The organism is Bacillus sp. YC2, assembly GCF_019891195.1.
Lineage (GTDB): Bacteria > Bacillota > Bacilli > Bacillales > Bacillaceae > Bacillus.
The window spans coordinates 252,642-271,391 of sequence record NZ_JAHXDO010000002.1; the positions used below are offsets into that span (position 1 = coordinate 252,642).

General features: G+C 45.1%; 19 protein-coding genes. 8 read left to right on the forward strand and 11 right to left on the reverse strand.

Annotated elements, in window-relative coordinates:
• Nucleotides 1-93: 93 nt before the first annotated feature.
• Nucleotides 94-762 carry a YkyA family protein gene (locus tag KY305_RS06235; protein WP_223061811.1) on the reverse strand — a complete coding sequence of 223 codons (669 nt, stop codon included), beginning with the start codon at nucleotides 760-762 and terminating at the stop codon, nucleotides 94-96.
• A gap of 251 nt (nucleotides 763-1,013) precedes the next feature.
• Between KY305_RS06235 and KY305_RS06240 the strand changes: the two genes are divergently transcribed.
• On the forward strand, nucleotides 1,014-1,196 hold the full coding sequence (locus KY305_RS06240; protein ID WP_223061812.1) for a YjcZ family sporulation protein: 183 nt from the start codon (nucleotides 1,014-1,016) through the stop codon (nucleotides 1,194-1,196).
• Nucleotides 1,197-1,305: 109 nt separating this feature from the next.
• Complete coding sequence (gene def / locus KY305_RS06245) at nucleotides 1,306-1,860, forward strand: peptide deformylase (RefSeq protein ID WP_223061813.1); 555 nt, start codon at nucleotides 1,306-1,308, stop codon at nucleotides 1,858-1,860.
• 33 nt (nucleotides 1,861-1,893) lie between these two features.
• Here def and KY305_RS06250 read toward each other — a convergent pair whose 3' ends face one another.
• Nucleotides 1,894-2,667, reverse strand: a complete 774-nt coding sequence (locus tag KY305_RS06250) for a Cof-type HAD-IIB family hydrolase (RefSeq protein ID WP_214799571.1) — start codon at nucleotides 2,665-2,667, stop codon at nucleotides 1,894-1,896.
• A 366-nt stretch (nucleotides 2,668-3,033) separates the two neighbouring features.
• Between KY305_RS06250 and KY305_RS06255 the strand changes: the two genes are divergently transcribed.
• Together KY305_RS06255 and rnjA are read left to right on the forward strand one after the other, a co-directional pair.
• Entirely contained in the window at nucleotides 3,034-3,243 is a 210-nt protein-coding gene (locus tag KY305_RS06255; RefSeq protein WP_061522037.1) for a DNA-dependent RNA polymerase subunit epsilon, read from the forward strand.
• 5 nt (nucleotides 3,244-3,248) lie between these two features.
• The gene (rnjA, locus tag KY305_RS06260; protein WP_223061814.1) at nucleotides 3,249-4,916 is read left to right on the forward strand and encodes a ribonuclease J1; all 1,668 of its coding nucleotides are present in this window, start codon (nucleotides 3,249-3,251) and stop codon (nucleotides 4,914-4,916) included.
• 32 nt (nucleotides 4,917-4,948) lie between these two features.
• Here rnjA and ade read toward each other — a convergent pair whose 3' ends face one another.
• The 5 genes from ade to KY305_RS06285 all read right to left on the reverse strand — a co-directional run bounded on the left by ade (nucleotide 4,949) and on the right by KY305_RS06285 (nucleotide 10,129).
• Nucleotides 4,949-6,682 (reverse strand): adenine deaminase, encoded by a 1,734-nt coding sequence (gene ade, locus KY305_RS06265; RefSeq protein ID WP_223061815.1) that lies wholly within the window; start codon nucleotides 6,680-6,682, stop codon nucleotides 4,949-4,951.
• Nucleotides 6,683-6,831: 149 nt separating this feature from the next.
• Nucleotides 6,832-7,497, reverse strand: a complete 666-nt coding sequence (gene ktrC / locus KY305_RS06270) for a Ktr system potassium transporter KtrC (protein WP_223061816.1) — start codon at nucleotides 7,495-7,497, stop codon at nucleotides 6,832-6,834.
• Nucleotides 7,498-7,538: 41 nt separating this feature from the next.
• Entirely contained in the window at nucleotides 7,539-8,366 is an 828-nt protein-coding gene (locus KY305_RS06275; RefSeq protein ID WP_223061817.1) for a gamma-glutamylcyclotransferase family protein, read from the reverse strand.
• A 1-nt stretch (nucleotide 8,367) separates the two neighbouring features.
• Nucleotides 8,368-9,672, reverse strand: coding sequence for an ATP-binding protein (locus tag KY305_RS06280; protein ID WP_223061818.1), 1,305 nt, complete (start codon nucleotides 9,670-9,672; stop codon nucleotides 8,368-8,370).
• A 175-nt stretch (nucleotides 9,673-9,847) separates the two neighbouring features.
• Nucleotides 9,848-10,129 (reverse strand): transcriptional regulator AbhA, encoded by a 282-nt coding sequence (locus tag KY305_RS06285; protein ID WP_061522042.1) that lies wholly within the window; start codon nucleotides 10,127-10,129, stop codon nucleotides 9,848-9,850.
• A 270-nt stretch (nucleotides 10,130-10,399) separates the two neighbouring features.
• Between KY305_RS06285 and mreBH the strand changes: the two genes are divergently transcribed.
• The 3 genes from mreBH to KY305_RS06300 all read left to right on the forward strand — a co-directional run bounded on the left by mreBH (nucleotide 10,400) and on the right by KY305_RS06300 (nucleotide 12,954).
• A complete protein-coding gene (gene mreBH / locus KY305_RS06290; RefSeq protein ID WP_223061819.1) occupies nucleotides 10,400-11,407 on the forward strand; it encodes a cell shape-determining protein MreBH in 1,008 nt (335 codons plus the stop codon).
• A gap of 80 nt (nucleotides 11,408-11,487) precedes the next feature.
• Entirely contained in the window at nucleotides 11,488-11,622 is a 135-nt protein-coding gene (locus tag KY305_RS06295; RefSeq protein WP_214799584.1) for a protein YkpC, read from the forward strand.
• A 99-nt stretch (nucleotides 11,623-11,721) separates the two neighbouring features.
• A complete protein-coding gene (locus KY305_RS06300; RefSeq protein ID WP_061522043.1) occupies nucleotides 11,722-12,954 on the forward strand; it encodes an aminopeptidase in 1,233 nt (410 codons plus the stop codon).
• A gap of 30 nt (nucleotides 12,955-12,984) precedes the next feature.
• Here the strand turns inward: KY305_RS06300 and KY305_RS06305 are convergent, their stop codons facing one another.
• Together KY305_RS06305 and KY305_RS06310 are read right to left on the reverse strand one after the other, a co-directional pair.
• A complete protein-coding gene (locus tag KY305_RS06305) occupies nucleotides 12,985-13,893 on the reverse strand; it encodes a ketopantoate reductase family protein (protein ID WP_223061880.1) in 909 nt (302 codons plus the stop codon).
• A gap of 136 nt (nucleotides 13,894-14,029) precedes the next feature.
• A complete protein-coding gene (locus KY305_RS06310; protein WP_061522045.1) occupies nucleotides 14,030-15,649 on the reverse strand; it encodes an ABC-F family ATP-binding cassette domain-containing protein in 1,620 nt (539 codons plus the stop codon).
• Between the two features lie 160 nt (nucleotides 15,650-15,809).
• Here KY305_RS06310 and KY305_RS06315 point away from each other — a divergent pair, with 160 nt between their 5' ends.
• Nucleotides 15,810-16,079 carry a hypothetical protein gene (locus KY305_RS06315; protein ID WP_223061820.1) on the forward strand — a complete coding sequence of 90 codons (270 nt, stop codon included), beginning with the start codon at nucleotides 15,810-15,812 and terminating at the stop codon, nucleotides 16,077-16,079.
• Between the two features lie 37 nt (nucleotides 16,080-16,116).
• Here KY305_RS06315 and sipT read toward each other — a convergent pair whose 3' ends face one another.
• Nucleotides 16,117-16,698 carry a signal peptidase I sipT gene (sipT, locus tag KY305_RS06320; RefSeq protein ID WP_223061821.1) on the reverse strand — a complete coding sequence of 194 codons (582 nt, stop codon included), beginning with the start codon at nucleotides 16,696-16,698 and terminating at the stop codon, nucleotides 16,117-16,119.
• A gap of 135 nt (nucleotides 16,699-16,833) precedes the next feature.
• Complete coding sequence (locus KY305_RS06325; protein WP_223061822.1) at nucleotides 16,834-18,738, reverse strand: PTS fructose transporter subunit IIABC; 1,905 nt, start codon at nucleotides 18,736-18,738, stop codon at nucleotides 16,834-16,836.
• Nucleotides 18,739-18,750 lie beyond the last annotated feature (12 nt).

Genomic DNA, 18,750 nt, shown 5'->3' on the forward strand with positions numbered 1-18,750 from the left:
ATACATCTGTCAACTGTACTACAATAGAATTCACAAACTGTTTTTTCAAACATATAAAAAAAGGGACCGGACAGCCGGCCCCTTCACACACGTTCAGCTTTCTTTGATGTGAAAGCCTGCCGCTTTATATAGCGCTTCCCTTGATTTATTGTATTGTTTTGTCTGCTCGTTGAACGCTCCGGTTTGTTTTAACACCTTTTCGTAGGAATCGTTCACTTTGCTGATCTGTTCATCAAGATCATCGGCAGTCAGGTCTTTTTTCTTAATCATTTTGTACAATTCTTTGTCGTATTGAATCGCTTTTTCATAATCTTTATGCATGCCGGTGTACGATGCATAACGTTTTTCCATATGGACAGCCGCTTCTTTAGCCTTTTTCTTAATGGTTTTATCTTTAATCGAGTCAGCTGCTTGTCTGGCGTCTTCAAATTCTTTTTTAGAGCTGTCAATACTGTCTTTTTCCGTTTTTAAATGCTGCTCTCGCTGATCCGCATTTTTAAGCGCTTCATCCGACAGAGAAACGATTTTGGAGTAATCGTCCATGTTCATCTGAATGACCTCGTTATACAGCTTATCGTCTTTCTTCTCTAATTTCTCTAATGTCTTCTGTTCCTTTTGAAACGGCTTTTCCGCTTGAACGGCTTTTTCCATCGCATCATGAAGCGTGTCAACCGGATCCTTCCCCCCGCAGCCTGCAAGCAGCATACTTGCAGCGCCGAGTGCTCCGATGCCAGCAAACATCCGTTTTTGAAAATTATTCACACTGAAATCCCCCAATCTTGACAATTTCCACTATAGAAGCCTCGGCGCCGTTTGACAATAGCTGAGCTGTAATTGCTTATTTCTGCATGCTTCGGGATTGCAGCCGTCAGGAGATTGTCAAAGAAAACTTGCACAAAAAATTAGAGAAAACAGGGCGTATGACCATACATCTTTTTGGCTTTTACATAGGTTATAGTAGACGCCGGCCCTGCTGACAAAGGGTCAGCGTAATTAAAAGAGGAGGTTTTTTTATGTACGGAGGATATGGATACGGATATGGCGGCGGTTGTTGCGGTTATGGCGGCGGTTACGGATATGGCGGAGGATACGGCTGCGGAGGCGGATATGGCCGCACGTTCGCGTTAATCGTAGTATTATTTATCTTATTGATCATCGTCGGTGCCGCTTATTTAGGAGGAGGCTGCGGCTGCTGATCGCCTTCCATGAAATCGACCAGCCTTTTAAGGCTGGTCATTTGTTTCGTTGCACCCAGGTAAAGAAATTCGCTATAATTTACATATAAAGCTTTAGGAGTGAAGTTTCTTGATTACTATGGAAAATATTGTCCGAGACGGGCATCCCGCGCTCAGAGAAATCGCAGAAGAGGTGCAGCTTCCCGCGTCCGACGAAGAAAAACAGCACCTTGCTGATATGATTGAGTTTGTGAAAAACAGCCAAAACCCGGAGTTGGCCGAAAAATACCAGCTTCGTCCGGGTGTAGGGCTTGCGGCTCCGCAAACCGACGTAAAAAAACGGATGATCGCTGTTCACGCTGAAGATGCTAAAGGAACATTATACAGCTACGCGCTGTTTAACCCTAAAATCGTCAGCCACTCAGTCGAAAGAAGCTATTTAACAAGCGGAGAAGGATGCCTGTCTGTAGACGAGCCCATTCCGGGCTACGTTCCTCGCTACGCCCGCATCAGAGTGAAAGGAACGACGCTTGAAGGGGAACAGATTGACATTCGCCTCAAGGGCTTTCCGGCCGTTGTGTTTCAGCACGAGATTGACCATTTGAACGGGGTTATGTTTTACGACCATATCGATAAAGAAAATCCGTTCAAAGAACCAGACAATGCCATTGCCATTGATCGGTAAAAAACGACCGGCACTTTAGAAGTGCCGGTATTTTTATTTCAGAAGGCCAAGCTCTTTTACAGCGTAGCTGATACCTTCCTCGTCTACAGGTTTCGTGACGAAATCAGCTGCCTCCTTTAATTCCGGCACAGCATTTCCCATCGCCACCCCAGTGCCGACAAACCCGATCATCTCAAGATCATTTAATCCGTCGCCGAAGGCATAAGTGTCACTGATTTCATACGGAAGCCGCTCAAGCACTCTTTTTATCCCCTCGGCTTTTGAACCTCCGCTCGGAAGCACATCAGTTGACAGCTCATGCCAGCGGACATAATCAAACTCCGGAAAAGCTGCATATGCTTTTTCTTCATGACCCCGGCAGAATAAAAGCAGCTGATAAATTTCTTTCCCTTTATAAAACTGTTCATCCACCTCGGGATACGGAGCTTTCAGAGTGCCGATCCCTTCTGAGACGTGCGGATGTCCGGCAATGGTCGTTTTCATTGTGTCCTCAGCCATAAATACAACAGGATGCTCCCCCTCCGCCGCCTGCTGCAATAAACGTTCGATCGCATCTTCAGGCAATGGATTTTTATAAATCACGTCACCCTCAAATACGACAAACTGCCCATTGTAAGAAATAAACGATTGAATATCGAGCTCTTCGAGAATCGGTTTTACCAAAAACGGAGAACGGCCGCTGGCGATAAACACGTGGTGCCCGGCGTCTTTAAGCGCCGCCACCGTTTTTCTTGTGCTTTCGGGGATATGCTTGTCATGGTCGTATATTGTTCCGTCAATATCAAAAAAGATTAATTTAGGTTTCATATCAATTTCTCCTTTATCCCATTTGTCATCACGTCTTTTCCCCTTTCATCATACAGAAAGTTTTCGGTCCGGCAAACCGTCTTGTTTAAATTCCATTTATACCCACGAAAAACAAAACAGGATTTTCCGCATACTACTGCTATAAAGGTAATTGTTAAGCCTAATGGGAGGTATGCACTATGCTGCGCAGATTACGGAAGAAACTCAGACGGCAGTGGGGCGGAATGCTCCGAAAAAAAGTCATTGCCTGACAGGGATCTTTCGTTTTTCGAAAGTCCCTTTTTTGCTCAAGACTTTCCTTATATTCCGTTTTCGAATATAATAGAATAAGCGAGTCTAACATACGGCATTTAAGGAGAGATTTGGATGATTTATAAGGTATTTTATCAAGAGAAGGCTGACGAAGTACCTGTTCGTGAAAAAACAGATTCACTTTATATTGAGGGCGTTTCAGAACGGGACGTCAGAACGAAGCTGAAAGATAAGAAATACAACATTGAATTTGTTCAGCCTGTAGACGGTGCTTTCTTAGAATATGAGAAGCAGAGCGAAAATTTTAAAGTATTGGAGTTATGAGCGGAATGAAATTTGTAAAAAATGACCAGACTGCCGTTTTCGCCCTCGGCGGATTGGGCGAGATCGGGAAAAATACGTACGGGGTGCAGTTTCAGGATGAAATTGTACTGATTGATGCGGGAATTAAGTTTCCAGAAGACGAGCTTCTCGGCATTGATTACGTAATCCCTGATTACACGTATTTAGTAAAGAATGAAGATAAAATTAAAGGTTTGTTTATCACCCATGGTCACGAAGACCATATCGGCGGTATTCCATACCTGCTCAGACAAGTAAATATTCCCGTTTACGGCGGTAAACTCGCGATCGGCTTACTTCGGAATAAACTTGAAGAGCACGGACTGTTAAGACAGACGAAATTAAATATTATCGGAGAAGACGACATTGTTAAGTTTCGCAAGACGTCTGTGTCCTTCTTCAGAACGACACACAGCATTCCGGATTCATACGGAATTGTTGTCAAAACACCTCCGGGCAACATCGTGCATACCGGTGACTTTAAGTTCGACTTTACTCCGGTAGGCGAACCGGCAAATCTGACAAAGATGGCGGAAATCGGGAAAGAAGGCGTGTTATGCCTGCTGTCTGACAGTACAAACAGTGAAGTTCCTGATTTCACCATGTCAGAACGCCGCGTAGGCGAAAGCATTCACGATATTTTCCGCAAAGTGGACGGCAGAATTATATTCGCGACGTTTGCTTCGAATATACACCGCCTTCAGCAAGTGATTGAAGCAGCCGTTTTAAACGGCAGAAAAGTCGCCGTATTTGGACGCAGTATGGAATCGGCTATCGAAATCGGACAGACACTCGGGTACATCACATGTCCGAAAAATACATTTATCGAGCATAATGAAATCAATCGGATTCCCGCAAATAAAGTAACGATTTTATGTACGGGAAGCCAGGGTGAACCGATGGCGGCGTTATCTCGAATCGCTAACGGCACGCACCGCCAGATTTCAATCAATCCGGGAGATACGGTGGTCTTTTCTTCTTCTCCGATTCCCGGAAACACGATCAGCGTAAGCCGCACGATCAACCAATTGTACCGTGCGGGCGCAGAGGTTATTCACGGGTCTCTGAATGACATTCATACATCCGGACACGGCGGACAAGAAGAGCAAAAGCTGATGCTCCGCCTGATCAAACCGAAATTCTTCATGCCGATCCACGGTGAGTACAGAATGCAGAAAATGCATACAAAACTTGCGATGGATTGCGGCATACCGGAAGAGAACTGTTTTATTATGGACAACGGCGAAGTGCTTGCGTTGAAAGGTGAAGAAGCTTCTGTGGCAGGTAAAATCCCGTCCGGCTCCGTTTACATTGACGGAAGCGGGATCGGTGATATTGGAAATATCGTGCTTCGGGACCGCCGTATTCTTTCAGAGGAAGGCCTTGTCATCGTTGTCGTAAGCATCAATATGGATGACTTTAAAGTATCGGCAGGACCTGACTTAATATCCAGAGGTTTTGTTTACATGAGAGAATCCGGTGATTTAATCAACGATGCACAGCAGCTGATTTCGAACCATTTGGAAAAAGTAATGGATCGGAAAACGACGCAGTGGTCAGAAATCAAAAACGAAATTACCGATACACTTGCACCGTTCTTATACGAAAAAACAAAACGCCGCCCAATGATCCTTCCGATCATTATGGAGGTATAATAAAAGCTGCACTCATCATGAGTGCAGCTTTTTTATTGCAGCGAAATATGCTGAAAGGCTTTCACGTCAAACAGCCCCGTCGCCGTCATTTTAATATCCGGAATCACCGGCAAAGCTAAAAATGAAAGAGTGAGAAACGGGTTAAAATCCCCGGTAAATCCCATCAGCGGAAGCTTTTCGTGAAGCACGGCCAAACTGTCATTTACCCACTCCGCCGATTGGTCAGAAAGCAAACCCGCAATCGGCAGCGGAACAGAATGAAGCAATTCCCCGTTTTTAACGGCGGCTAATCCTCCGCCGATGTCGTGAAGCTGGTTGATCGCCGCGGCCAAGTCCGCATCGTTTGTTCCGACGGCGATGATATTGTGTGAATCATGAGAAATGGTGGTGGCAAGCGCCCCTTCTTTTAACCCGAATCCATGAACGATCCCGAGCCCCATGATTTTTTCTCCGCTATGCCGTTCCACGACGGCGATCTTTAATAAATCGTGCTCGATATCCGGCCGGAACATGTCAGAAGGCGGCGCGGGCACTTCTTTCCGTCTCGTCTCCAAATGATTCGGTATGATTTGAATCACATTCATATGTTTTCCTTCTTGAACCGGCATGTGAAAATCCAATTCAGTCAGCGGTGCTTTCAGCTGCACGGTGTCCAGAAGCGCGGCATCTGGTGATTCTGAGTCAGCCGTCTGCTCATAAGTCGTCCGGCCGTTCTCCGCAACCGTTCGCCCGTTCACCATCGTCTTTGTAATCGTGACCTGCCGCAAATCAGAAATAAACAGCAAATCAGCATCAAATCCCGGCGCCACCGCTCCTTTCGTATCAAGGCCGTAACACTCAGCGGCGTTTAAGCTGCCCAGCTGATAAGCCAAAAACGGATCTAGACCGGCTGCTATGGCTAATTTGACTTGGTGATTGACACTTCCTTCTGAAAGCAAATCGTCCACATGCTTATCATCCGTACAAAAGAAAAAACGCCGCGCATTTTTTTCATTAACCGCCGGCAGTACGCTGAGCGTATTTTTTGCCACTGATCCTTCACGCAGCATCACATACATTCCCCGTCTGATTCTGTCCAGCGCTTCTTCTTTTGTCGTCACTTCATGATCATTTGACACCAATGCGGTTCTGTATATATTAATCAAATCAGAAGATAATCCCGCTAAATGTCCGTCAATCCGTTTCCCATGAAGTTTGGCATCGAGCAGTTTCTCGATCATATCCTCTTCGCCCTCGGCAACAGATACATAATCCATCACTTCCGCAAGCCCCAATACCTCTTTCTCCTGGTAAAAAGGCTTTAAGTCAGCGGCTGTTAACACCGCGCCTGAGCGTTCAAAGCTTGCAGCGGGAACACAGGAAGGGAGCATAAAATGAATGTGAAGCGGCGCTTTTTTCGCCTGCTCTATCATAAATGAGATGCCTTTCGCCCCAGAAACGTTTGCAATTTCGTGCGGATCGGTAATGACAGCGGTCACGCCGTGCGGAAGGACTGCTTTTGCAAACTCAATCGGAGTAACCATAGAGGACTCGATATGAACATGTCCGTCAATAAAGCCTGGAACGATCATCTGACCCTCTGCATCAATGACTTCTTCCCCTTCATAATCACCCAGCCCGACGATCATTCCGTCAGTGATGGCGATATCTGCAGAGATCCATTCCTGATTAAATACATCCATGATTTTTCCGTTCTTAATGACGGTATCGGCTTTTTGTCTGCCGGCCGAAGCGTTCAGCCGTTTAGCCAGTGTTTCTTTGTTCAAAATGGGGCCTCCTCTTTTTCTTTATATGGTACAATATGCTATCGGATCGCGTAATCTTAGTCAATAAAAATTGAAGAAAACACCGCTTACATGCTAATGTCTTTCTATTCTGACATATAAAAAAACCGTCCTGTTCAGACGGCTTTAGTCTACTTTGTATGCAGCACTCTTTTTTCAAAACGTGAAATGTCTGAAATAGATCCGATGACGATCAGAATATCTTCTTTTTGAATGACTTCAGTTGCCAGCGGAGATACGATGACCTCTTTTTCCCTTTTGATAGCGACGATGTTAATTCCGTACTTCGCCCGAATGTCCAAATCAAGCAATGTATTCCCGGCAAGGCGGCTGTTGGCCACGATTTCAACGATGCTGTGTTCATCGGACAGTTCTAAATAATCGAGCACGTTGTTCGATACGATATTATGTGCGATCCGCTTTGCCATGTCACGCTCAGGGTGGACGATATGATCGGCTCCGATTTTCGCCAGCACTTTTTCATGATAATCGTTTTGCGCTTTTACCGTAATGGTTTGAACGCCTAGCTCCTTTAAAATAAGCGTCGTTAAAATACTCGCCTGTATATTTTCGCCGATTGCAACAATTACATGGTCAAAATTGCGCAGCCCTAAATTTTTCAGAACGGATTCATCGGTTGAATCGCCGATCACCGCGTGTGAAGCGATTTTGGCGTATTCATTCACTTTATCTTCATCAATATCCATCGCCATGACCTCAAGGCCTTCCTCACTTAACGCTTTGCAAATGCTCCCCCCAAAGCGGCCAAGGCCGATAACAGCAAACTCTTTTCTCATTACAGTGCTCCTTTAATCAATATCTCTTAGTAGGAATATTATCATATTTTCGGCAAAGAATTCATATAGCGCTTGAGCTTTTCTGAAAAGCCCGGAGATAAATACAGGTCCGCCCCGCGTTCGATTTCCTCCTGATAATGACCCGGAGGCGCAATTTCCTCCGCTTTTTCAAGCACGAGAAACGTCAGACAGCCGGTGTATACACGGCCATTGGCACAAGCATCTATGAAAGCGGGACGATACGTATAAGAATCGACGCCTTCTCTTTTATACAAATAGGTTGCCGCTTCAAACGGCAGCTTGTACAGCACCCCTTCAGTCCGGCCGCCGTCTTCTACAAGATCAGCTCTGGAACCGTCAGGACGCTTTAATGTGAATCTCGTCGAATACCCTTCAACAACGGCTCCTCCGAGAGGCTCGGCAAAAAAGTGATCGACTCCCGCCTGTTTAAAGCGGGCATTATCCATGCACGAGCCATATGCGAAATAATAAACCGGGCTGTCATCCTCCCGCTTCATAAACCGGTACTCTTTCCAGTCTCCGCTTTCGATACGGTCGAATGGAACACATTGTTCCGGCTTCATGACATAAGCGAAGGCGGTTTTATTCCCGAGGTCCGTATTCACGGCGACCTCTGTTCGCTCAAAATCCAGATAATGAGCATCCAGCTTACGGATCATCTGATGATCTGTTTCGTACAGTTCTCCGTAAATAAAAGATGTTCCTGTTAATGACGCCGCCGGCTGACCTTTATCAGTTTCGTACAGCACGCCGTTTATTGCCGCCTGCTCGCACACACACCGCTTACCTTTCAACAACTGATGGTTTTTTTCACGCTTCCGTAACAAACCGTATGCAAAAAGAAGCACCTCATCTCTCCTCCTTTTGGACAGCAGCCGACTCCAATGGCAAAATCACCTGAAACGTGCTGCCTTCCCCATTTTTGCTCTTAATGTTTAGTTTACCATTATGCTCCTTCAGAATTCGTAAACAAATCGGCAGACCAAGTCCTGTCCCCTGATCTTTTGTGGAGAAAAACGGTTTTCCTATATTTTTAAGTTTTTCTTTGGACATGCCGTTTCCCTCATCCTGTATGCTGATAACCGCATCATGTTCTTTCTGTTCAGTGCAGATATGAATATATCCTCCGTCTGGCATGGCTTCTATCGCGTTTTTTATAATGTTGATAAAAACCTGTTTCAGCTGATTTTCATCACCGTTGATCATACAGGACTCCGTATGGCTGAAATCTTTTTCGATCACCGTGTTAGACAGGACCGCGTTTGTATCCAGAAGCGTCGTCACCTGTTTTAAAATATGATTAAGATTATGAGAATTAAACGCCACGGTCTGCGGCTTGGCAAGCAGGAGCAGTTCACCCAATACAAGATCAATTCTTTTAATCTCTGAAAAAATGATATCGAAGTAATCCGTTCTTTCCGGGTACTGGGCTTTCATCAGCTGGAGAAAGCCGCTGACTGATGTTAAGGGATTTCTTACTTCATGGGCGATTCCCGCCGCGAGTTCGCCGGCGATGGCAAGTTTTTGAGATTGCATCGCGAGCCGTTCATTCGTTTTCAAAAGCTCGTCCACCGCTTTTTTCCGTTCGCTGATGTCGGACATCGTGCCGAGGCTTCCGACAAATTGCTGTTTTCGGTCATAATAAAGCTTATAGTGGACTTCTCCCCAAAATATGGTGCCGTCCCTTTTGATATATTTGGCCGTAAACATACCCGACGCCGACTTTTGTTTAATTTGGGAGGAAATATAATCAATGATATGCTTTTCTTTTATAAAATAATCGTTATACATCGTGCCCATGCATCCGCTGATTGAGTGGCCCGTGATAGCCGTCCAGGCTTGATTTAAATATGTAATATTCCCTTGTGAATCCGTTTGAAAAACGATTTCCTGCAGATTATCCATGATACGGTTTTTTTCATCTGATAACGCCTTTGCTTTCTGTTCACTGTCTTTCAGCTCTATCAAAAGCTGCTTTTTATCATCTACACAATAAGCCAGCAGCCAGACGCTGATTAATGCAACGGCTGTGAAGGTGATGTCAGCAGGCCAGTTAATCGGATTCCGCTCAATAATATAGAATAGATAATCCCAAAATATAATAAAAATAATTGCCATGATTACGGAAATGATGCGCACTTGATATTTTCCCATATTCCCACCTGCCGCTAGCGTTTCTCTGTATATTGTAACATTGTTGACTGCATTATTGACTAAAAAATGATAACTATTCCCAATTATTTGGGCAGTTTGCTTGCTATTGTTCGTGTGTTTTGCGCAACTCAATGAAAAAAGGCCGGAATCTTCATTCCGCCCCTTCTCCTGTCCATTATTTATCTTTTAGTGCTTCCTGAATTTCATCAAGCAGCATTTGCGCACCTTCAGGGCTTAAAATAATTTTACCGTTGCCGTATTCTTTATTATCAGTCGTAATTTCTCCCGTCATTAAGCAAATACCGTGCGGCTTATATTTTTTCAAGACGATTTTGTCTCCGTCTACAAAAAACTCGATACTATCTTTAATCGCAATATCTAATGCTCTTCTTAATTCAATCGGCATGACAATACGCCCAAGTTCGTCTACTTTTCTTACTACACCAATTGATTTCATAGAAATCCCCTACTTCCTTTAATGTCTCTTATATATGTCCAAGGAAAATCCTTCATAAACGTAGACGAAGGTAATAGAGCAAAAGTTTCTCCGCTTACGGAAATGATTGTTTTTTTACAGATTGAAGTCCGTATGAAACATGGGATACAGACTTTCCCTCCTTTTTTACAAAAACATTTCATTCCCGGCGCAAACCCCCAAAAATCGTGTTTTTTCTTAGAAACTTTAAATGTAGAATCAATTAAATCAGGATAGGGATTGGGTGAAAATATGTTTCAATCAACTGAGATCGGAATCGACTTAGGAACAGCCAATATACTAGTTTACAGTAAAAATAAAGGAATTATTTTGAATGAGCCTTCTGTTGTCGCTATAGATACAACAACAAAAGCGGTGCTGGCCATCGGTACCGACGCGAAAAGCATGATCGGAAAAACGCCGGGGAAAATCATCGCCGTAAGACCGATGAAAGATGGCGTCATTGCTGATTATGATATGACAACTGACTTATTAAAACACATTATGAAAAAAGCCGGAAAAAAGATCGGCATGACATTCCGCAAACCGAATGTCGTCGTATGCACGCCTTCAGGCTCAACTGCTGTCGAACGCAGGGCCATCAGTGACGCCGTCAAAAACTGCGGCGCCAAAAACGTTCACTTGATTGAAGAGCCCGTGGCCGCTGCGATCGGAGCCGACTTGCCGGTTGACGAGCCGGTAGCGAATGTCGTCGTGGACATCGGCGGCGGAACGACTGAGGTAGCCATCATTTCATTCGGAGGCGTCGTATCATGTCACTCTATCAGAATCGGCGGCGACCAGCTTGATGAAGATATCGTTTCGTTCGTCAGAAAAAAATACAACCTGCTGATCGGGGAACGAACGGCGGAACAGGTGAAAATGGAAATCGGCTTTGCGCTGATTGAACACGTGCCGGAAACAATGGAAATCAGGGGCCGTGACCTTGTGACCGGGCTTCCGAAAACAATCAGTCTGCAGTCAAATGAAATTCAGCATGCGATGCGGGAATCTCTCCTGCACATTCTTGAAGCGATCAGAGCCACGCTTGAGGATTGTCCGCCTGAGCTGAGCGGGGATATCGTCGACCGCGGCGTCGTGCTAACCGGCGGAGGCGCGATGTTAAACGGCATGAAAGAATGGCTGACAGAGGAAATCGTCGTTCCCGTTCATTTGGCGGCAAACCCGCTTGAGTCAGTGGCAATCGGCACGGGACGTTCTTTAGAAGTGATAGACAAGCTTCAAAAAGCCATTAAATAATAATATTTACAAATATCCTGCTTCTTTTTTCTCCGGTCAGCTCATATTGTGAGAACGGAGAAACATTAAGGAGGAAGCATATGCTTAAAGATGTAGGAAGACGCGTAGCCGTGGCCGTCATTTTAAGCGGTATTATTTTAGGGGGAATGAGCATTTCATTAGCCAATATGCCCCATTCCCCGGCGGGAAACACAGTAAAACCGAATCACCCGTAAAGACGCAGCGGAGGCTGTGTCTTTTTGCTTACGCTCCTTTCTTTCCTTTCTACGGTGATATTTGATATGATGAGAAAAACCGATGAGGAGGAATGAACCATGAGTTCGTTTATTGAAAAGTTAAATACATATGCTCAGCTGGCCGTAGAAGTCGGCGTCAATGTCCAGAAAGGACAGCATGTGGTAATCAACGCCTCAACCGATGTCCGTGATCTTGTCAGACTGCTTGCCAAGCACTCGTATGAAAAAGGCGCTAAACATGTCACCGTAAACTGGCAGGACGATGAATTATCCAGATTAAAATACGAAATGGCTCCTTTTGAAGCGTTTGAAGAATACCCTGAATGGGAGGCAAAAGGCAAAGAAGAGCTCGCCAAAAAAGGAGCGGCGTTTATTTCTGTCGTGTCCTCTGATCCCGATCTGTTAAAGGGAACTGACGGCAAACGGATCGCAGCCTTCCAGAAGGCCGCCGGAAAAGCATTACATACATACAGACAATATATTCAATCAGATAAAGTAAGCTGGACGGTAATCGGAGCGGCTTCAGCAGGCTGGGCGAAAAAAGTATTCCCAGATCAGCCGGAGGAAAAAGCCATTCAGCTATTATGGGAGGAAATCTTCAAAACAACCCGTGTAAATGAGGAAAATCCCGTGGAAGCTTGGAAGAAACACGATCAGAACCTTCATGAAAAGGTGGAACACCTTAACAAAAAACATTACAGCGCGCTGCATTATCAAGCTGAAGGCACAGACTTAACCATTGAGCTGCCGAAAAAACATGTGTGGGCAGGTGCGGGAAGCGTCAATGAAAGCGGGCATGAGTTTATGGCAAACATGCCGACCGAAGAGGTTTTCACCCTGCCGCAGCGAGACGGCGTAAACGGGACAGTTTCCAGTACAAAACCGCTGAGCTATGGAGGAAACGTGATCGACAACTTTACCCTTACCTTTAAAAACGGCCGCATCGTTGATGTAAAAGCCGAAAAGGGCGAGGATATTTTAAAAGGCATCGTCGAAACCGATGAAGGGTCACATTATCTTGGAGAAGTTGCCTTAGTCCCGTATGATTCTCCGATTTCTAAATCAAATATTTTATTTTACAACACACTATATGATGAAAATGCATCAAACCACCTGGCGATCGGCAGCGCGTATGCGTTTAATATTGAAGGCGGAAAACAAATGACACGTGAAGAGCTTGTCAAAGAAGGCCTGAATGAAAGCATTACGCATGTTGATTTTATGGTCGGTTCCAAAGATATGAATATCGACGGTATTACAGCTGACGGCAAAAGAGAACCTGTCTTCAGAAACGGAAATTGGGCATTTTAATGAAAAAAGGAGGCGAATCGGCCTCCTTTTTTATTTCGCATCATATATTTGCAAGTTGGCGCAAACGGTTTCCAAAACGGGCGTCTCCACGGATAAACGTTTGGCTTTCTCAAGCAGAAAACCATGTAAATGGTCCCCTTCGGTCATTTGCCCCCTCTCCATATCCCTCAGCATAGAGGATTTCATATGGTAAGCCATGCTTGTCAATGTACGATAGCTCTCCTCTTCGAGATTCGGATCTGCCGGAATGCCGTCAGCCCGAAATATGGCTCCGAGTTCGGCAAAAAGACGTTTTGCCGTATTACGGCCGCTTTCTGTATCCAAAATGGGGCCGACCGGCTTTTGAAACAAGGAAGTCACTCCGGCTTGGGCGGCAATAAACATATACTTTTTCCAGATGTCCTTTTCAATATGTGTGCTGACTATAACCTCCGCCTTTATATCGGCAAATGCTTGTTCCAGCTCTCTGATACGTTCGGTGCGTTCGCCGCTCCACTCGCCGAAAACAAACCGGTGAGCAGCGCTTGTATGAAGAATTTCGCCCTTTTCGTTAAGGGCGCTCTCAATAAAACAGAGGCCGCCCAGCACCTGCTGTTTTGAAAAGGCGTCAAACAGCTCATTGTAATGCCTGTACCCGTTTAAAAACGGAATGATGACAGTTGAGGAATGTACAAACGATTTTACATCTTTTATCACCTGCTTCAGGGAATAGGCTTTTGAAGCAATGATAACAGCATCAAACTCCCCTTTATCTCCCGCACTGATTAATGCCGGCTTAATGGATACATCGCCTTTTTCGCTTTTTACGGTAAGTCCCGTCTGTTTTAATTGCTCCGCCCGTTTTTGACGGACGAGAAACGTGACGTCATTCCCCTTCTCTGCAAGCCGCGCACCGATATATCCTCCTACTCCTCCGGCTCCGACAATTAAAAATTTCATCATTTATTCCTCCGTCTCTTTATGTATGTTGAACAGGCGACCGTGTCACATCAAATGTTATGTCTATTTTACAAGGAAGTCAGAACATTGAAAACTTGTTTATAAGCAAAAAAGCAGAGTTTCCTCTGCTTTTTTATCATGCGTATAGTTCTTCAAGCTTTTTCTGCACATCTGTATTTTCAAGAAATTCGTCATAGCTCATTTGTTTGTCGACAATGCCTTTAGGCGTCAATTCAATGATACGGTTGGCGATCGTTTGTACAAACTGATGGTCATGAGAAGAAAACAGCATAGCGCCTTTAAAGCTGATTAAGCCGTTGTTAAGCGCTGTGATGGATTCCAAGTCTAAGTGGTTCGTCGGTTCATCCAAAATTAAAATGTTCGCGCCGGAAAGCATCGCTTTTGACAGCATGCAGCGCACTTTTTCTCCCCCGGAAAGGACGTTGGATTTTTTGTTGACTTCTTCACCTGAAAACAGCATACGGCCTAAGAAGCCGCGCAAGAAACTCTCACTTTGGTCATGCGGCGAGTATTGGCGGAGCCAGTCAACAAGGTTCGCATCACTGCCGTCAAAATAATCGCTGTTATCTTTAGGGAAGTACGCTTGAGAAGTTGTCACGCCCCATTTAAATGTGCCGCTGTCAGCTTCCATTTCCCCGGAAATGATTTTAAACAATGTCGTTACTGCCAGCTCGTTACGACCCGTAAACGCGATTTTATCCTCTTTATTCATAATAAAGCTGACATTATCGAGCACCTTGACTCCGTCAATCGTTTTTGTCAGCCCTTCTACCCGAAGCACGTCATTTCCGATCTCGCGTTCCGGCGTAAAATTGACGTAAGGGTAACGGCGTGATGACGGTTTAATATCATCGAGCGAAATTTTATCAAGAAGTTTTTTTCTGGATGTCGCTTGTTTCGATTTCGAAGCGTTGGCGCTGAATCTGGCGACAAACTCTTGAAGCTGCTTAATCTGCTCTTCTTTTTTCTTATTGGCTTCCTGAGAAAGTTTTAACGCAAGCTGGCTTGATTCATACCAAAAATCGTAGTTGCCGACATAAATTTGGATCTTGTTAAAGTCAAGATCGGCAATATGTGTGCACACTTTATTTAAAAAGTGGCGGTCATGGGAAACGACGATGACTGTGTTTTCAAAATTAATCAGGAACTCTTCCAGCCACTGAATCGCTTTGAGATCCAAGTGGTTCGTCGGTTCATCAAGCAGCAAAACGTCAGGCTTGCCGAACAGCGCTTGTGCTAAAAGGACTTTCACCTTGTCTGATCCGCCTAAGTCTTCCATTTTCTTCGTATGCAGGTCTTCTGAAATTCCTAAGCCCTTTAACAAAATGGCGGCTTCACTTTCAGCTTCCCATCCGTTTAATTCCGCAAATTCGCCTTCAAGCTCAGCGGCCCGGATTCCGTCTTCATCAGAAAAATCAGGCTTCATATAAATAGCGTCTTTCTCCTGCATGACCTCATACAGACGCTTATGGCCCATGATAACGACTTTTAACACTTCGTATTCTTCATATTCAAAGTGGTTCTGCTTTAAGACAGCCAGACGTTCGCCGGGACTCATGTGAACATCGCCCGTCTGCGGCTCAAGCTCACCTGATAAAATTTTTAAAAACGTTGATTTACCGGCACCGTTTGCGCCTATTAATCCGTAGCAATTGCCCGGCGTGAATTTAATATTTACATCTTCAAATAACTTACGGTCCGCAAAACGTAAGCTCACATTATTTACAGCAATCATTTAGAATCCTCCATCGTGTCTATCATCATTAAAAGTATACCATGAATAAAGGGGAAGAGAAATGCTTCCTGCTAATTGCTTAGTCGAAAAACACGTATGCGCGAAACGGACAGCTCTGTGATACAATAGTGATATACATATATCAACACGGAGGAACAAGTTGAAGCTTTTAACACTTACCGAATACTGTTTATTGATTTTTTTCACGGGGGTTTATTTGGCTGTAACCGGCTTTAACGCACAGGATATCGGCTTGTATATCGGAATTGCCCTCATTTATACGTTTTCACATATCTTTTCAAAACAGCTGCTTCAAAAGCGGGGAAAAGAGCAGCAGCAGGTGCATCTTTTTTTCAGCGTCCTCGCGATTGTCGGGTCAGTGCTGATCACTGTATTTTTCATCGCCGCAGCTGCCTCGTTTGCGAAATAAAAAACGCCGGCCGTCCGAATCGGGCAGCGCGGCGTTTCTATTTTGTCTGACGCATATCATGAAATGGGAAGAACACAAACTTCGATGTGCCCACGATCCGATCAGCGGCAATTAAGCCGAGTCCGTTCCGGCTGTCCATCGAATTCAGCCGATTGTCTCCCATCACGAAATATTTGCCTTTCGGTACCTTAACGGGACCAAAATCTCCGGTCAGGTTGACTCCCAGTTTCTTTGCTTCTTTTTTATTGCTTGCAAGGTAAGGCTCGGCTGTTTTTTTGCCGTTTATATAAAGCGTGTCATTTTTCATTTCAACCGTTTCGCCCGGTTTTCCGATGAGCCGCTTTACATAGTGCACCTTCGAAGTATCGCCGTTAATGATGACGATATCTCCCCGTTTAATTTCTCCGATATAATTGACGCTTTTGTTGACAAACAACCTTTCGCCGTCATGTAATGTCGGGTACATTGATGATCCTTCCACTAAGTACGGTTCAAACAGGAAATGGCGGATTAAAAGCGCCAGTGCGACCGCAATAATAATCGCTTTTCCCCATTCCCAATATGTGTTGGATTTTCTTTTTACCGATTTTTCAGAAGCAGGTTTTTGTTCTTCAGTCAACGTAGTTCCTCCTAGACGATCACTGTTTCAGTTGATGTACCATCTTTACTTTATCACAATTTATAACAAAATACATAACGCTGCTGTGCACATATCGAAGCGATTGAAAAAAGCGCCCGTAACGGACGCTTTTTCTTATTTCTCAGTAACAGGTTTTTTTATGATTCCTAAAATAACCGCCGTTACAATCGCACCGATCACAATGCTCATTAAGTAAAGCAATGGATGGTTCGTGATGAAGGCAACGAATACTCCCCCGTGCGGTGCAGGAAGGGTTACCCGGAAAAACTCTGTCAAGCCTCCGGCTACCGCTGAACCGATCACAGCGGCTGGAATGACGCGAAGCGGATCAGCTGCCGCAAATGGGATGGCACCTTCTGTGACGAAAGCCGCTCCCATGAAGTAACATGTAATACCCGCTTCACGGTCGCGTTTAGAGAATTTGTGTTTAAAGAATGTTGTCGCCAGCGCAATTCCCAGCGGCGGAACCATTCCGCCTGCCATGATTGCCGCATGCGGCGCATAGTTTCCGGCATCGATCATGGCAATACCGAAGGTGAACGCCGCTTTATTGAGCGGGCCTCCCATGTCGATCGCCATCATACCGCCTAAAATAATACCCATTAAGACAAGATTTCCTGTTCCCAGGCTTTCAAGCCAGTTTGTTAAGAAGTTCATAAACGCTGCAACAGGTGTGTTAACGACAAATTGCATCAGTACGCCTGTAATAAAGATACCAAGCAGCGGGTAAATCAATACCGGTTTTAAACCGTCAAGCGACTGAGGGATAAAGACAAACAGCTTTTTCAGCAGGATGACAACATAACCGGCTAAGAATCCGGCAATCAGTCCGCCTAAAAATCCTGCGTTCGCTTGTGTAGCCATAAAACCGCCGACCATACCGGGCGCAAATCCCGGGCGATCCGCAATGCTCATTGCAATAAAACCGGCCAGCACTGCAACAATCAGTTTTAACGCATTGTCGCCGCCGATAAAGTTCAGCGCGGCAGCAAACGTATTATAAGTAGGGTCTTTCGGATCAGCTGAATGAATTCCCCAGAAGAATGAAATCGCAACGAGGATTCCGCCTCCTACTACAAACGGCAGCATGTTGCTGACACCACTCATTAAATGTTTATAGAACATGCTTCCGATGCTGTTGCCTGATTTCGTTTTCGGGCCGTCTTCGTTTGATGAAGATGAAGAACCGCCGCTGCCTTCGTAAATAGGAGCATCTTGATTTACAGCTTTTTCAATCAGCTCTTGCGGACGTCTGATACCGGCAGTGACAGGCACTTGAAGAACGTGTTTTCCTTTGAAACGTTCCATTTCAACCTGTTTGTCGGCCGCGACGATAATCGCCGGCGCGTCTTCAATTTCCTGAGCCGTCAGCTTATGCTTAATACCGCTTGATCCGTTTGTTTCCACTTTGATCTCAACGCCGAGCTCTTTTGCTTTTTCTTTCAGCGCATCAGCTGCCATAAACGTATGAGCGATACCTGTCGGGCATGCCGTAACAGCCAGGATTTTCCCTTTGCCTGACGGGGATGCCTGCTCTTCCTGCTCTTCTTCTTCCTCGTCATCATCTTTGTCGTGCTGATTGATGATGTCAATGATGGCGTCTTTTGTTTCAGCTTCGAGAAGCTGCTTGCGGATTTCTTCACGCATAAGAAGCGTAGAAAGTCTTGATAATGCTTCAAGGTGAGTATTATTTGCTCCTTCAGTAGCCGCAATCATAAAGACTAAGTGCGCCGGCTGGCCGTCCAATGAATCGTAATCAACGCCTTCTTTTGAGCGTCCGAATGCGATGGCCGGATTAATAACACTGGCTGTTTTCGCGTGGGGAATGGCAATGCCCTCGCCGATTCCCGTTGAGCTTTGGCTTTCACGATTCAAAATGGCTGCTTTGTAAGCCTCTCTGTCATTTAATCTGCCCGCTTTATCCAGCACCGTTACCATTTCATCAATAACGTTTTCTTTCTCTTTACTCTCTATGTTCAGATGGATTGTATCTTTTGTTAACAGCTCAGTTATCTTCACTTTTCATTCCTC